The sequence below is a fragment of the Asticcacaulis solisilvae genome (genome assembly GCF_017875235.1).
In the GTDB taxonomy this organism is placed as follows: domain Bacteria; phylum Pseudomonadota; class Alphaproteobacteria; order Caulobacterales; family Caulobacteraceae; genus Asticcacaulis; species Asticcacaulis solisilvae_A.
Map to the genome: position 1 here is coordinate 47,485 of NZ_JAGGMI010000009.1, position 15,044 is coordinate 62,528.

At 60.3% G+C, this 15,044-nt stretch carries 17 protein-coding genes; 7 read left to right on the forward strand and 10 right to left on the reverse strand.

What is annotated here, in order from left to right; translation table 11 throughout:
* Positions 1–41 precede the first annotated feature (41 nt).
* From J2X24_RS15055 to J2X24_RS15065, 3 genes are all read left to right on the forward strand, one after another.
* Complete coding sequence (locus J2X24_RS15055; RefSeq protein WP_209723410.1) at positions 42–497, forward strand: pyridoxamine 5'-phosphate oxidase family protein; 456 nt, start codon at positions 42–44, stop codon at positions 495–497.
* The gene (locus tag J2X24_RS15060) at positions 494–1,816 is read left to right on the forward strand and encodes a GAF domain-containing protein (RefSeq protein WP_209723412.1); all 1,323 of its coding nucleotides are present in this window, start codon (positions 494–496) and stop codon (positions 1,814–1,816) included. The genes J2X24_RS15055 and J2X24_RS15060 overlap by 4 nt, the downstream gene beginning before the upstream one ends.
* A 105-nt stretch (positions 1,817–1,921) precedes the next feature.
* The gene (locus tag J2X24_RS15065) at positions 1,922–2,632 is read left to right on the forward strand and encodes a hemerythrin domain-containing protein (protein ID WP_209723415.1); all 711 of its coding nucleotides are present in this window, start codon (positions 1,922–1,924) and stop codon (positions 2,630–2,632) included.
* 209 nt (positions 2,633–2,841) lie between these two features.
* On the opposite strand, the gene J2X24_RS15070 is transcribed toward J2X24_RS15065, so the two are convergent.
* The 10 genes from J2X24_RS15070 to J2X24_RS15115 all read right to left on the reverse strand — a co-directional run bounded on the left by J2X24_RS15070 (position 2,842) and on the right by J2X24_RS15115 (position 11,309).
* The gene (locus tag J2X24_RS15070) at positions 2,842–3,687 is read right to left on the reverse strand and encodes an RNA polymerase sigma factor (protein WP_209723417.1); all 846 of its coding nucleotides are present in this window, start codon (positions 3,685–3,687) and stop codon (positions 2,842–2,844) included.
* On the reverse strand, positions 3,684–4,442 hold the full coding sequence (locus tag J2X24_RS15075) for an SDR family oxidoreductase (protein WP_209723419.1): 759 nt from the start codon (positions 4,440–4,442) through the stop codon (positions 3,684–3,686). Before J2X24_RS15075 ends, J2X24_RS15070 begins: the two co-directional genes overlap by 4 nt.
* 408 nt (positions 4,443–4,850) lie before the next feature.
* Complete coding sequence (locus tag J2X24_RS15080; protein ID WP_209723420.1) at positions 4,851–5,138, reverse strand: hypothetical protein; 288 nt, start codon at positions 5,136–5,138, stop codon at positions 4,851–4,853.
* 133 nt (positions 5,139–5,271) lie between these two features.
* A complete protein-coding gene (locus J2X24_RS15085) occupies positions 5,272–6,231 on the reverse strand; it encodes a calcium/sodium antiporter (protein WP_209723422.1) in 960 nt (319 codons plus the stop codon).
* Between the two features lie 11 nt (positions 6,232–6,242).
* Positions 6,243–7,457 carry a Na+/H+ antiporter NhaA gene (gene nhaA, locus J2X24_RS15090; RefSeq protein WP_209723424.1) on the reverse strand — a complete coding sequence of 405 codons (1,215 nt, stop codon included), beginning with the start codon at positions 7,455–7,457 and terminating at the stop codon, positions 6,243–6,245.
* Positions 7,458–7,719: 262 nt separating this feature from the next.
* On the reverse strand, positions 7,720–8,193 hold the full coding sequence (locus tag J2X24_RS15095; protein ID WP_209723425.1) for an EF-hand domain-containing protein: 474 nt from the start codon (positions 8,191–8,193) through the stop codon (positions 7,720–7,722).
* Positions 8,194–8,320: 127 nt separating this feature from the next.
* Positions 8,321–8,614 (reverse strand): hypothetical protein, encoded by a 294-nt coding sequence (locus J2X24_RS15100; protein WP_209723427.1) that lies wholly within the window; start codon positions 8,612–8,614, stop codon positions 8,321–8,323.
* A gap of 359 nt (positions 8,615–8,973) precedes the next feature.
* Positions 8,974–10,104 (reverse strand): PAS domain-containing sensor histidine kinase, encoded by a 1,131-nt coding sequence (locus tag J2X24_RS15105; protein WP_209723429.1) that lies wholly within the window; start codon positions 10,102–10,104, stop codon positions 8,974–8,976.
* The gene (locus J2X24_RS15110; RefSeq protein ID WP_209723431.1) at positions 10,104–10,898 is read right to left on the reverse strand and encodes an alpha/beta fold hydrolase; all 795 of its coding nucleotides are present in this window, start codon (positions 10,896–10,898) and stop codon (positions 10,104–10,106) included. The genes J2X24_RS15105 and J2X24_RS15110 overlap by 1 nt, the downstream gene beginning before the upstream one ends.
* A 69-nt stretch (positions 10,899–10,967) precedes the next feature.
* Complete coding sequence (locus tag J2X24_RS15115; RefSeq protein WP_209723433.1) at positions 10,968–11,309, reverse strand: response regulator; 342 nt, start codon at positions 11,307–11,309, stop codon at positions 10,968–10,970.
* Between the two features lie 658 nt (positions 11,310–11,967).
* Here J2X24_RS15115 and J2X24_RS15120 point away from each other — a divergent pair.
* The 4 genes from J2X24_RS15120 to J2X24_RS15135 all read left to right on the forward strand — a co-directional run bounded on the left by J2X24_RS15120 (position 11,968) and on the right by J2X24_RS15135 (position 15,044).
* Positions 11,968–12,375: a hypothetical protein gene (locus tag J2X24_RS15120; RefSeq protein WP_209723436.1), complete on the forward strand. Its 408-nt coding sequence runs from the start codon at positions 11,968–11,970 to the stop codon at positions 12,373–12,375.
* A gap of 61 nt (positions 12,376–12,436) precedes the next feature.
* Complete coding sequence (locus tag J2X24_RS15125; RefSeq protein ID WP_209723439.1) at positions 12,437–13,714, forward strand: TolC family protein; 1,278 nt, start codon at positions 12,437–12,439, stop codon at positions 13,712–13,714.
* A 95-nt stretch (positions 13,715–13,809) separates the two neighbouring features.
* A complete protein-coding gene (locus J2X24_RS15130; protein ID WP_209723442.1) occupies positions 13,810–14,052 on the forward strand; it encodes a hypothetical protein in 243 nt (80 codons plus the stop codon).
* The gene (locus J2X24_RS15135; protein WP_209723445.1) at positions 14,052–15,044 is read left to right on the forward strand and encodes an efflux RND transporter periplasmic adaptor subunit; all 993 of its coding nucleotides are present in this window, start codon (positions 14,052–14,054) and stop codon (positions 15,042–15,044) included. The genes J2X24_RS15130 and J2X24_RS15135 overlap by 1 nt, the downstream gene beginning before the upstream one ends.

Below are 15,044 nucleotides of genomic sequence, written 5' to 3' on the forward strand. Positions count from 1 at the left end.
ACTTTTTGCTAAGGGCTCTGGGAGGACATCAGGGATGTGCGATGAGTCTGGACGAAGAATTGCTGGCGTTCGCCACCGGTAGTGTGATGCTGGTCATGGGTACGGCGGACGCGAATCGTCAGCCGGCCATCGCGCGTGCTGTCGGGGTGCGTCACGGCGGCGATGAGGCGCTGCGCATCATCTATTCCCGAAAGCGCTGGCCGTCCGTGGCGCCGAACGTCGCCGCAACGGGCCTGCTGGCCCTGACCTGCGTCAAGCCTATCGACTATACCGCCTATCAGCTAAAAGGCCCCGCAAGCGTCGGGGTGCTGGACGACGCGGACCGGCAGTGTAACGCCGACTATGTCGCGCGCGCTGGCGATACTCTACCCGTGTCGACGACGGATCCGGGTCATGCCGCGATCTGGATGGACAGCGAGGATCTGGGAGTGATTATCCAGCAGGTGCGCGAGGTCTACATCCAAACTCCGGGATCGCGGGCAGGGGTGCGGCGATGACGATCCGGCTTTCGCAGTTGCATGCCTGTTTCGAAGGCGTCATTCCCTCAATCATCGCGACGGCGGCGGCGGACGGCATGCCCAATGTCTCGTATCTGTCGCACGTGGCCATGGTGGATGAAAACCACATTGCCCTTTCCAATCAGTTCTTTGCCAAGACCTCCGCCAATGTCCGCGCCAACCCGAAAGCGGCGGTCGTGCTGGTTGACGGACGCACCGGCCAGCAGTTCGCCCTGGACGTCGTGTGGGACCGGGTGGAGGACCGCGGACGACTTTTCGAACACATGGAGCGTGACCTGCGCGCCAGCAGCACGCAACTGGGTTGGGGCGATGTCATGCGGCTGAGGGCCGTCGATGTCTTCCGCGTCCTGTCGATCCGCGCCTGCGAACCCGAGATGGAGGTCGCGCAGGCGTCGCCCGTGGCCATGGCCGATATCGCTGAAGTCGCCAGGCGGATCGGATCGCAGCAGGTGGTGGAGGGCGTGCTCGACGCCCTGCTCGAAGGCGTGACGCGCCTGACAGGCGCGACTGCGGCCATGGTGCTGTTGCCGGAACCGGCGCGTGCGACCCTGGTCGTCACCGGTCTGCGCGGCTATGCCGACGGCGGCATCGGGTCGGAAGTGCCTGTAGGCGAGGGGCTCATCGGCGAAGCCGCCGCCGCCAGGGTGCCGCTGCGCATCAATGACGTCACGCGTGTGCATCGTTTGTCCGGCGCTGTCTCGAATGCGGCCGACAGCGAAGACCGCACCCGCACCATCGCCCTGCCGGTGCTGGAAGGCGGGATGAGCCAGATCGCCGCGCCGATGCTGGCGGCGGGCGAGCTGCGCGGCGTCCTGTTCGCCGAGGCGCGTGAACGGCTGGCCTTCGACGCGGAACGGCAGGCCGTCATTGAAACCCTGGCCGTGCAGGCGGCAATGGCCCTCACTGGCGTGGCGCAGGAAGAAGCGGAACCCGTCCTTACGCCGATAGCGCCGCCGAACCCGGAAGTACCGTCTGGGCAGGACCTCGTCATCACCACCTTTGCTTTTGACGACAGCATTTTCATCAACAACCGCTACGTCATCAAGGGCGTCGCCGGCCGTCTTCTGAAATTCATGCTGGAGCGTGCCATCGCCGAGAACCGCGTCGACTTCAGCAATCGGGAAATCCGGCTGTCAAGCGAACTGCGTCTGCCGGAGTTCAAGGACAATCTGGAGGCGCGGCTTTTGCTCCTGCGTCGCCGCCTTTCCGAGCGCAGCTTCGGCATCGACCTTGTTCAGACCGGTCGTGGCCAGCTGCGCCTGCACATGGATGGCCGGCCAGTGATGATGCCTAAATAGTGCATAGTATAGTCTTAGGAAAAGCCGGCCCGGCTTAGTAAGCATTTAGGATGCGGCCGGCTGTTGGGTCTCCTATCGAAGCACCCTGCATCAGGAGATACTGAAATGATCCCACCCCATTCGCTTCCCGTCATCGCCAGCACGTGCGGCCGCTACGACATGTACGGCTTCATCCACAAGGCCCTGCGCAAGGCCCAGTGTGACATTGTCGTCCGACTGGGCCAGGCCGGAACGGACATCACACCCGGCCTTCTGACGGACTTGCGCGACTTGCTCGACCTGGGCCGGCTGCACATCTCGCACGAGGAGGCGCACATTCACATGGCGGCTGAGCTGCGCATGCCACAAGCTTCTAGTCGGCTCAAAGGACAGCACGACACGCACCGCGACACGTTTTTGGGCCTCGAAGGCCTGATTGTAGCGTTTGAGCAGGCGCCGTCCAGTCTTCGCCAGGATGCCGCACGCCGGCTCTATCTTGCGTTTTCCGCTTTCATGGCGCGCGATTTCGAACATATGCTCGAAGAAGAAACGGCCCACAATGACACCTTGTGGCGCCAATTCAGCGACGCCGAGCTCATGAATATCGAAGGCGGCATCATCGCCAGCCTGGCGCCGGAAAAGGTCATCCGCTTTATGCGGCTGATGGTGCCGGCGATCAGCCGTCACGAACGCGTGACGCTGCTGGGTGGTATGAAGGTCAATGCACCGCCTGAGGCCTTCACGGCGGTCATGGAACTGGCCGTGTACCCCACGCTATCCGTCGAAGATCTGCGTGACCTCGAAAAGAGATTATCCAACGTCGCTGCCGCTGCCTAAGTATCCTGCTGAAGTGCGCTGTTTGCTCTCGGGTTCAAACACAAATTTTCTGCCTGGGCTTCTCAGGTGTGATTTCCTGTAGAAGCCTGCCAATCGCCACTGTCCCCGCTCCAGTCTGCAGGGGTGGCCGGCTAAATTGGATGTCTGCTTTTAGGCGAGATGCGCTAACAGCCACTTCCTCAGTTCTATTTCCGCAATTGGCGCTCCCCTTACTGGAGCGGCACTGGGATTTCTGCAATGACATATGGGATATAGCGGTAATCGCGGATGTATTGGACAAAGCCATCGGACCATTCCAGCCACATGATATGGCGCGGGGCAGTGTCGGCGCCTTCGAAGACGGCGATGACTTCGCGGTCGCCCAACCAGGCCGGCGCCAGTCGGACAGCGTCATAGCTGGCGTAGATGCCGAAGAAGTCTCGGACGCTGGAGCCTGTGCGCAGCGGATAGGTCGACTGCTGGAGCCGGGCGTCGGCTGCCAGCAGGGCGCGCAAGGCGTCCCAGTTGCGGGCATTGAACAGCGACACAAACCTCTCGGTTTCAGGTGAGGTCCGGGGGCTGGGTGCGGGTTGCGTCGTGCCCAGCGTCCTCAGCCGCGCCCGTCCGCGCGCCAGGTGCGCCTTGACGGCATCGACCGACAGGCCCAGCAGGTCGGCGATGTCGGCCAGCGGTTCGTCGAGCACGTCCTTCAGGATGACGGCGCTGCGCTGCGGCACGCTGAGCGCCGTGAAGCGATCGATGGCCAGCGATACGGCGTCCTTATGCAGCAGGGCATCGAGCGGGTCGGGCGCGGTGTTGTCGGCAATATCGTAAGCGTCGTCGAGCGGCTCGACGTGGCGGATGGCGCGGGCGCGCAGCACGTCCATGGCCCGGTTGTGTGCTACGCGGAACAGCCAGGCGCGCGCCGGGACTTCGGGGCCGGGCGGGGCGGTCATGGCGCGTATGAAGGTGTCCTGCACCACGTCTTCGCCATCGATCACCGACCCCAGCAGCCGGGCGCAATAGCGGTGCAGTTCCGGCCGCAGGGCGTCGAGATCGGGGCGGCTGGCCGTCAAAGACCGGGTCCTTCGATGGGGGTGATGCCGGTGTCGGCCTTGAGACCGAAGGCTGAGGCTTTAGCATAGATCGGGTTCGACAGAATCTCCATGACCATGTCGCCGTAGACGCGCGGATCAAGCGGAGCGCCGAAGCGTTCCAGGAAGGCTTCGGGGGAAATGCTTTGCGCGGCGGCATAGGCGTGTGAGCCGGCGTCGCCCGTGCCGGTGCCGGCGACCATCTGGCGCGGGATCAGGGTCTGGAAGCGGATGCCAAGCTGTCTTTGGCTGGACAGGGTGTTGGCGTAGTGGGCGATGAACCACAGCATGCGCTTGGCGCCGCCAAAGCCGCCTGACATCGGCGAGCCCATGATGGCTGCGCCGAATGAGGTGAGGAGCACGCGGCTGCCGGGTTTAAGCGGTTGGGTCAGTGCCGCCTGGACCCAGTGGAGCCCGGCCTTGACGTCGGTGTCCCAGGTGGCGGTGAAGTCTTGCCAGGTGATGGTGTCGATCGGCGCCATGGGTGGTGGCAGGCCGGCATTGAGGACCAGGATGTCGGGGTTGGTGTCGGCGAGGATGCGGTGGGCGGCGTCTGCGTCGGTGATGTCGGCGGCGATGGCCTGGGCGTTCAGCGCCGCCGCCGTGGTGGTCAGGGCGTTGGAGGGGCGGGCGAGCAGGGTGACCTTGGCGCCGCGGGCTGTGGCGGCTTCGGCTATCCCGCGGCCGAGCCCGCGGCTGGCGCCGGTGATGAGGATGGAAGAGGATGAGAGAGACATGTGGTGGTCCTGTAAGTTGCGTGACAGGACGACGACGTTTGAGGGGCGCGGAAAGAGTCACGTTCTATTGTCCCAAATCTCCTGCTCACCATATCCGGCATGTGACTCGACACATCCCTGCGACAGTTCTAGGCTTATGATCTATAAGTGGAGGGGCAAGTGAGCGGGAAAAGACCAAAGGCAATCATCGCTGTATGCTTGGCGGTTATAGCGTTCGCGGTGTGGTTCGTAATCTTCAGGCACTAGGGCGCTTGCGAGTAACTGCTGGCTTGGGGGCAACGCAGTCGTCGTGTCCGAAGAAATCTGTTGCCTCTTCGGCCTGCTATTCGGTCACGGACCCATGGCCGCGACTGCAGTCACCAATATGCGAAGAGGCTGCTAGGAGCAGTTAGGTCGTTAAGACCTAAACTACGGTGCATCTGCCATCCGTGCCACTTCGTTGACTTCCTGCAGCAAAATGCAGGCGGCATTGTCGCGGTCACGATTACCGCGAAGGTAGGACACCACGATGCCCTCCAGTCTGGACATTAGGGCGCGCAGCCGTTCCTTGTCTTCGGCCCAAACGTTCTGCTGAATGAGAGCTTCGATATCGCGCAGCACCTCTTCCTTGGCGAGGGTGCCATGATCCAGACAGTGCAACAGGGCGTCCACATAAAGACGCCGTTCAGTCTCGGTTTTGAGGACAAATTCGACCATCTCTCGAACCTCTCAAGTGCGCCTATTATTCTGCGAGATGGATCGAGGCAATTCAGAAAGCCGAAGTCTGGAATCACGTTTTCGCGAACTATTTTTTTGCGCCCGTCGCGTGGCGGCACCTTGCACAGGGCGGTCATGATCCAGGCGCGGAACCTGCAATAAGCCAGGCCACATAGGCACCGTAGGTCGCTAAACTTCCCAATGCCGACATTCGACCAAGCTTTGGCTTCGCCAACATCAATACCCAAAACAGCAGCGCCGCCCCGACCACCAATGGCACGTCAACCTTGAGAAAAAGCGGGTCGATGGAGACGGGCGCAATTGCGGCGGTAATCCCGAGAACCGCGAGAACGTTGAAGATGTTCGAGCCGACGACATTGCCAATCGCCAGTTCATTCTGCCCCTTGATAGCGCTGATGACGCTGACCGTCAGTTCCGGCAGCGACGTGCCGACGGCGACCAGCGTCAGCCCGATGACGGCCTGCGATACACCGAATTCCGTGGCGATCGTTGTCGCTCCGCGCACCAGGGCGTCGGCACCGAAGATCAGTGCGCCAAGGCCAATGGCGATGAAGGTCAGCGCTACAGGGGCGGCAAGCGGTTTGCTGGCTTCCGGCGCTGGCAAGACAGCCTTGCGGTCGATGACAAAGACGCAGAGAACATAGACAAGAAGGATGCCCGCCATGGCGGCGCCCTCGATCTGTGTAATGCCGCCGCGCCAGCCGAAATATCCCAGGCCGAGGGTGACGAGGACCATGACCGTCGTATCGCGGCGGATACCTCTTGCGCGCGTCGACAGCGGCCGGATCAGCGCCCCAAGCCCGAGGATCAGCAGGATATTGGCGATGTTCGACCCGATCACATTGCCCACCGCGACATCGGGCGCGCCGGACTGGACGGCTTTCAGCGACACCATCAGTTCCGGCATCGAGGTGCCAAAGCCGACAATCGTCAAGCCGACCAGGAGCTTGGGCAGGCGCAGACGGTCGGCGACCGCCACCGATCCACGGACTAACGCCTCTCCGCCGAGAAACAGGCCAACCAATCCTCCGGCAATCAGCAGCCAGTCGTAATACTTGGCAACAAACTCCATGGCATCCTCCGCTAATCCGGTTGCGTCGCATCCTTTGGTTTCGCCATCACGGCCATCAGCGCATAGCCGGCAAGGCCCGAACATAGCGAGCCAACCAGCACCCCTATCTTGACCGCGTCCTGGGCTTCGGGCGCCGTAGGAAAGGCCAGCAGGCCGATGAACAGGCTCATGGTGAAGCCGATGCCGGTCAGCACTGATACCGCGTAGAGCTGCGCCCAGTTCGTGTTTGCCGGCATCTTCGCCAGGCCGCTTTTGATTGCCAGCCACGACGCGGCAAAGACACCCATCTGCTTGCCGAAAAACAGCGCCAGCGCGATGCCGAGCGGAATGGGTTGCAGCAGCATGTCCGGGCGGAAACCCGCCAGCGACACGCCGGCATTGGCGAAGCCGAAGACCGGAACGATGAGGAAAGCCACCGGCTTATGCAGAGCGTGCTCCAGCCGGACGAGCGGCGAATAGTGATCATCATTCCCCGCCTTGTGGGTATGCAGCGGGATAAACAGTGCCGTGACGACACCGGCCAGTGTCGCATGAATGCCCGATTGCAGGACGAAGACCCACATCAACACGCCCACCAGCAGATAGGCCATGACCCAGCGCACCCGCAGCCGGTTCAGGATCATCAGCGCGGCCACGCAGGCGCCGGCAGCCGCAAGCCACAGCACCGACAGGTTCTGGGTATAGAACACGGCGATGACGAGGACGGCGGCCAGGTCGTCGATAATCGCCAGGGCCGTCAGGAAGATTTTCAGCGCCACCGGCACGCGCGATCCCAGAAGCGCCAGCACCCCCAGCGCAAAGGCGATATCGGTCGCCGTCGGTATGGCCCAGCCGTGCAGGGTCTCTGGGTTCTGACGATTGATCAGGACATAGATGCCGGCCGGCACGATCACGCCGCCCAGCGCCGCAATGCCCGGAAGCGCGCGGCGCGGCCAGTCGCTGAGTTGTCCGGTCAGCATCTCCCGCTTGATTTCAAGCCCGACCATCAGGAAGAAGACCGCCATCAGGGCGTCGTTGATCCAATGCAGCAGGCTGAGCGGGCCGACATCGATGTGCAGGGCGTGGAAATAGCCTTCGGCCCACGGGGAGTTGGCAACCCCCATGGCAGCCGCGGCGGCGGCCATCAGGACCAGTCCGCCGGACGCTTCGCTGTGCAGGAAGCTGTCGAGCATGGATTGAACACGGCGTTTCAGAACGGGCGAGGTCTTGTCTATCGGTGAAGACATAGGTTCGCGCTCCCTTTGACGGAAGGTTGATCGAAGTCTCCGTAGATTTCGGGAAGCCCGCAGCGCACGCAGCACACGCTATGGGCACTCTAATCAATCCCCTTGCAGCCGGCTACAAAAATCGGAATATGCCGACGCACATCTTGGGAGGTGCCGTTGGTTGCATTGTCCCCGCGCCCGCCTGGCATCCAGGCCTCAAAACGAAAGGGCAGAATTTCAAAATTCTGCCGCTTCCATTTGTTCTGTTTTGAAGGCTTAAGGCCTACTTCATCATCGCCATGTGCTTCGTCATGCCATCGATCATTTCCTGACGGGACAGCATGCTGTCCTTGTTAGCATCCGACGCGGTGAACATGCTCATCGAAGCGGCATCCTCTTCCGCCATCGTGACCATACCGTCCTTGTCGGTGTCCATCATGGCGATCTTCTTCGACACCATCATCTTGGTCTTGGCGGGGTCAGGCGTCATGCCCATGTCCGACTTCTCCATGGTCGCGGCGGCAACCATTTCGTCGGAAGACAGCATGCCGTCTGCGCTGGTGTCGGTCTTGGTGAACATCATCTTGCAGGCGGCGGCCCGCTCATCCATGCTGATCATGTCGTCGGCGTTCGTGTCCATCATCTTCATGCTGGCGTCGACCATCATGCCGGTTTTGGCCATGTCGTTCGTGGCAGCGAATGCCGCCGTGCTCGCGCACAGGCTAAGGGCGCAAATCATCGCAAGTTTCGTTTTCATCACATATCCTCGGTTGGGTAATGGGGCGAAGGAAATCCCTTCGCGCGCTAACCGTATGGGGGGTTTTGTCAGGTTTCCATACGAAGCCGCTTGCGTAACGCCCGGCCTCGCGCAGGACCGGGACCTGTCAATGCAATCTGTTGGACATTTGGCGCGCCAAAAGGCGGCTGAGCCACTGCGCCCCCGATTCCTGGCGGGGATTGAACAGCCACGCCTGATCCCAGATGCAAAGAAACACGGCTTCCAGAATCTCGTCGGCCGCTTCCTCATTGTCTTCACTCGCGCGTATCATCGTATAGAGCCATGGCCCTGCCGACTGATAGATCACCTTCAATGCCGTCTTGTCCCTCTGCGCGACCTTGACCAGCAATGCATCGATTCCATCCGGTGCATCCGGGACGGCACGGGTACGCTTACGCATAGACATCTCTAGCTCGTGGGTCAGAGAACAGCCTGTCCCTTTGAGATGTGTACGTAACGTACCGTATGTTGGCTCACTTTAAGCCCGACACGGACGTGCCACCGAGTGCATTGGATAATCATCGCCCGCCCTCAACCGCACGATGCCGTTCGCCCAGGAATTAACTGGCGTCGGTTGCCAGTCGGAAACAGCCTTCATAAATGCGCAGATCGTTGTTGATGTATTGCTGCTGCCCGTCGTCTGGACGCCGCAAAGTCTCCACCGTGGCATTCGAATCGACGCTCAGACGGAGGGCAACAGGCGGGAAAAAGTCGGTCCAGGCGCGTTTTACGGGAGGAATACAGGAGGCGCCGACGGCATCATATGCGTTGAGCGGCCATCCTGAAGGTGAAGCGCGTTTCTTCAGGAGATGACGTCACTTCGAGGGTACCGTCGTGCGCTTTTGCAATCTCGGCAGCGATATACAGGCCAAGCCCCAGTCCGTTTTGGCTGGGGCGCGCCTTCTCTCTTGTGAAGGGCTGGAACAGCACTTCGACAAGTTCAGGAGGAATAGGCTGGCCGCCATTTGAAACGGCTAAGGCAAATGCCCCGTCGGCAATATCAGCACTGACGACGACAGGCGCATCCGTAGCGCCATGAGTTACGGCATTTGCGATCAGGTTGGACAACAATTGCGAGATCCTGGCGACATCGCAATTGACCTGCAGAGCGGGGCATATTTCGGTCCGGATATCTCGGTCGGGGAAAGAGGTTCGTAACTCATCGACCGTGTGCGTGAGGGCAGGGGCAAGATCGACCGTCTGCCGGTTGACCCCCATGCCACCGCCTAGGCGCACCCGCGCAAAATCCATAACATTTTCGATCAGCTCACCCATGCGTTCTGCACTGGATCGCATCATCTCGACGACGGATCGCTGCCGGGGATCCAGTTCCATTCGCGCCAGCAATTGCGCACCGGAGGCCATTGCCCCCAGCGGATTGCGCAGATCATGGCCCAGAACGGCAATAAACTGCTCCCGCAAGGCTGAAGTCCCGCGCTCAGTCGCCAGATCGCTCTCGGCCATCAGTTTGGCCATCTGGAGGTTCTTTTCCAGAATCCGCCGATCCGTTGCCTTGAAAAGCGCCAGGCGAACAAAATGGGCATTGCCGGCGTCGTCGCGTTCCTCGGCGGCATTGACCAGAAAGTGTATGCGCTCGCCGTTCTTGGCGACAAGGTCCAGGGCCGCTTCTTCGTAGAAGCCCTGCATCCGTAGAAGGGGCGCCAGGTGGGTTTCGTAGAAAATCTTGCCGGAGATCGTCAGCAGGTCGGAAAACTTGGTGCCGGCCAGTTCCGCCGGCTCATAGCCCAGCCAGCCTGCGAACCGGGAATTGCAGCGAATGATCTTGGCCCTGCCCTCGGCCGTGACGAAGCCACAGGGGGATTGCTCAAAGAAGCTGTCGTAGTCGTCCTTATAATTGTGCCACGTCTCTGGGCCGTTTTTATCCGCCATCAGAGAAACGCGTTGATAGCCGCAATTGTTTCGGCAGGTGCACTCAGATTGGGACAGTGACCGGTGGCTTCCATAACAACTAGCGTGCTGCCGGCAATTTTCGAGTGGACATATTGGCCGACCTCCTCTGGCGCGATAACGTCGTCGGAACATTGCAGGATAAGGGTAGGTACATTGACTAGAGGAAGGGCATCACGACTGTCGCTCAAGAAGGTCGTCCGCGCGAAGGCTTGCGCAATCGCCGGATCCGTCCGGCAGAAGCTGGCGGCCAGTTCTTCGCTGAGCTCTTCGCGGTCCGGATTGCCCATGATGACGGGTGCCATGGTCATCGACCACCCCATGTGGTTGCTGTCCAGCGATTCCAGCAGCTCCTCGATCTGAAGAAGTGTGAACCCGCCGGTATAGTCCTGGTCGTTGATATAGGACGGGGAAGGACCGACCAGCACCAAAGACTGAAAAAGCCCCGGGGCTTTGTTCGCGGCAACGATGCCGATCATCGAACTGACCGAGTGGCCGACAAAGACAATTTTGCCAGGGTCCAGCGCCTCGGTGATCTCAATAAGATCGTCGGCGTAGCCGTCCAGCGTCGAATACTTCGCAGCAGAATAGGACGCCAGGTCCGACCCGCCCGCGCCGACGTGATCGAACAGGACAATGCGATATCGATTTTCGAAGGCGGGCGTCACCAGACGCCACATGTTTTGATCGCACCCGTATCCGTGCGCGAACAGCAAGGTCGTTTCCGCCTTGAGATTCCCCGTCACGATTACGTTGTTGCGTGTGAAAATGTCCATTGGCGTCGCGAACAGCCGTAGCAAGGTTAACGGGATAAAGATACCGAATTGCGCTGCATTGCGGGAAATCTACCTGGGCGGTCTCGACTGCAATGCGACATTTATGGTTTCGAGGACGTCATAGGCAACATAGGGTTTGGGAATGAACCGCACTTCCGGAAACGGCACCGGTGGCGGCCGGCCTGATGTGACGATCACCGTCATTTCCGGAAAGTCCTTGGTCACCGCGCGCGCCAGATCCACGCCGTCAATGGCGCCTGGCATATTAACATCCGTAAACATCAGATCGACATTGTCTGTGGTCTCGAGATACCTGAGTGCCGATGGCGCGTTGGCGGCTTCAACCACTTCCAGATGGCCCTCACGCAACACCTCGCAAATCACGAAGCGCAGCATCGCGTCATCTTCCACGACCAGAATTCTTCGAGCTGGGGGCATGTTTTTCTGTTTTCGGGAAGTTGGAAAGCCAGATTTGTTGTCAGGCTCAAAGGATTAAAATGCGCTTCCTGCAGTAAGTTATCGATACCGCGAGGGCCGGTTCTAATAAGGGCCAGGGCGCTAAAGCTTCAACATCATAGCTTCCGCACTCACAGAGATACTTAGTGTGCAAGTGACAGAGAATCTGTCGTAGCGCACCACCTACAAGGCAGTTGCAAGGGGTAAACAAGCAGTACCAGCTATCCCTCGGGGCCACGTGACAATCTTAGTTCCGCTTTCAGGCAAACTTAGTCAAACCGCCACTATGGCTGTTCTATTTCCGCAATTGGCGCCGACGTACCACCTGAAGGTGGTGGCCAGGGGAAAAACATAAGCTTTCCATGGCCTACAGGGCACAGCTCAGCATCCATTTCGTTGTAAATCTTTATAAAATTATCAGCTTTCCAATTGTAGACTTGCAGGTCGTGGCAGCAAATCTCCCTATTGTACTGTGGGGGTGGCGGATTTGTCTTATAGTATCGTACAATTTGAAATGATATAATGTATCGATAATGAGGAGTATAAGATAACGCCTTTCATTTTTTAGAAACCCTTGTATGTTCTGCTGCGACTCGTTGAGTACGTAGTTTCCATGATCCGTCTCTTTTCATCATCGCTGTCGCGCCTTTCGGCCTTCGCAGCCACGCTCTGTGTGGTTGCGCTGCTGCTTGCCGGCTTCTCGGCGGTGAAGGCGGACATGATGAACTTGCAACATCTCGGCGCAGGTGACATGCTCCTGGCCGATGGCGGCTGGGCGACGAACTGCGTCAATGAAAGCGGCGACTGCACGGGCCACGTATCAAGTGGCGAGCCTCAAATCGACCTGCTGGCACTACATCATCACCATCACAGTTCCGGTGAAGCGGGCCCCCTCTTCCTCTCGGCAGCAGGGAAAGACCTGTCTGCCCTTCACAGCGTTAAGATAGTCTTCTCGCTGGGTGATGATGCGCCCCTGCCGCCGGGGCCTCCCGCAACAACTGACCAACCGCCTCGAGCCTAACTGCCTTTGATTTCGCGCGCCTGTCGATGGCGCATCAAAGACCAGTTTGTAAGAGGATCTAATGATCTCCCTGAATTTGCGCGGAAAACGCGCTCTGAAGGTCGCCACGGCGGGTATCGCCTCAGCGTATCTTCTCCTCGGCACAGCCGCATTCGCGGAACCGCTGACTTTATCGGCCGCCATGTCCCGAGCCGCTAATGCCGATCCGGCAGCACGCGCCACCCAACAAAGGCTGGTCGCGGCGGATGCCAATATCCGCCAAGCCGGGTTCCGGCCCAATCCCAGCATCGGCCTTGAGGCCGAAAACATTCTTGGGTCTGCGCCCTATAATGGCCTGAGCCAGGCCGAAACGACGCTGAGCTACCAACAGCCATTGGAGCGTAAATCCAAGCGCGAAGCCCGCGTCGGGGTGGCGTCTGCCGGGCGCGACCTTGTGGTGGCGCAGGGCCGCGCGCGCGCCTGGGCGATCATGAACGACGCCCAGGACTTGTGGATCGAAGCTGCCGCTGCAGATGCCGAGGTGACCGTAGCCCGCGAACGCCTTGCCCTTGCACAAACGTCACAATCCGAAATCACTCGCCGCGTCGATGCCGCGCGCGACCCGCTCTTCGCGGGCTCGCTGGCGAACGCCGACGTTGCCAGTGCCCAGATCGCGCTCGATCAGGCCATAGCCAATGCAGCGCAAGTCAAGCTTCAACTGGCCACGCTTTGGGGCGGCGCCCCGGATTTCGACATCCTCCCGGCTTGGTTCGAGGACCTTTCGGCGATCAAGATCGACAACGCTCTTGTCGATACCCCGGATCTTGAGGTCCTGCGCGCTGAACAACGCGTCGCGTCTGCACAAATCCGCGTGGAGACGACACGTCGTACGCAGGACCCGACGCTTTCGGCCGGTGTGCGCCACTATCAAGGTGACGGTGCCTTTGCCTTCGTCGTGGGCGGTTCGATCCCCATTGGCCGCTTCGACAACAATCAGGGCAATATCGACCGCAGCCGTGCCGATGCGGAAGCTGCCGCAACCGATATCGAAGTCGCGGAGCGCATTCGCATCCGCGAGATTTCGGCGAGCACCATCAAGCTGTCCAACTACGCCCGGGAAGTTCGGCGCATCGACGAGGAAGTCATTCCCATCGCCGAGCGCGCCGTCACGCAGGTCAGAGAAGGCTTCGGCCGTGGTGGCTTCACTTATCGCGACGTGATTGGCGCTCAGGAAACCCTGGTCGCCGCTAAGGCGCGCCGCGTTGAAGTTTTGAAGCAGTTCCACACCGAACTCGCCAAACGTGACCGGCTGTCCGGCCGATGGGTAGCTCTGCTCCCTGAGCAGGCGCCGAACTCGTAACCCGGACTCCGACCGTCAACGAAATCCATTGCCATCGATCGCGATGCGGCAAAGCCGCCCGATCTCAGGCAATTCCCCAAATAGGATACATTTAAATGAACTCCATCTCGAAAACCGTCTCCGCTACGCTCATCGCCGCTGGCTTCACCGCCTTGCTCGCACTTGGCGCCTGCGGAAAGCAGGAATCGGCGAAGACCGAAGAGGCAGCCGTAGCAACGGAGACCGGTGCCGAAGGCGAACACGCACACGCGCCCGGCGATGAAAGCCATTCCGAAGAGGCGCAGTCTGAGTCGTCCGCAGGACATGAGCACGCTGAAGGTGAAGAGGGCGCACACTAATGACCGCTACGAAACTATATCTTCGCGGCTCGCTGATCACGGCGGGTATCGTGGCCATGATGACCCTTTCCGCGTGCGGCGATAAATCCGCCGCTCCTGGTGAGAAGGCTGCTGCGGAAGCGGGCGAAGCTGGCCATGGACATGCCGAAGGTGAAGGCCACGGCAAGGAAGAAGCTGGCGAAAGCACCAAAATGACCGACGAAGCGGCCAAAACCGCCGGCATCGAAATCGCCAGTGCGGGCCCGGTAAGTATCGACGACACGATCAGCATTTCAGGTCGCGTTGAAATCGCACCGGAAGGCAAGGGCGAGGTGCGTGCTTGGTACCCTGGTCGCATCATGTCGCTGTCCGCACAGATCGGTCAGAACGTCAGCAAGGGCCAGACCCTTGCGCGCGTCGAATCGAGCGAAAGCCTTCAGACCTATTCCATTCCCGCCGGCATCTCCGGCGTGATTATGGAAAAGAACGCAAACGTCGGCGACACCGCTTTCGACCGTCCGATCTATGTCATCGCCAATCCGAACGCCTTGCAGGCCACATTCTTCCTCTTTCCGCGCGATGCAGAAAGTGTGAGGGCTGGGCAGGCAGTGTCGATCAAGACGTTAGGGGGCGAGACAATCAACGCGACGGTCTCGTCGTTGCTGTCGTCGGTCGATCCGCAGACCCAGACCCAGACCGCGATCGTGAAGCTGCCGGCTTCCGCTGCCGGCGACCTGCGCGCCGGCATGGCGATCGAAGGCAAGTTCGTCACCTCGCAAACGGCCGCCGCCATTGCCGTCCCGACCGATGCCCTGCAAACGCTTGAGGGTAAGCAGGTCGTATTCGTCAAGAAGGGCACGACCTATACGGCGCGTCCGGTTCAGGTGGGACGTCAGACCCAGGCATGGGCGGAAATCGTCGATGGCCTGACGTCTGGTGAGACCTATGTGTCGAAGGGGGCTTTCGTCGTCCGCGCGGACATCGAGAAGTCCGGCGCTGAGCATGAGCACTAG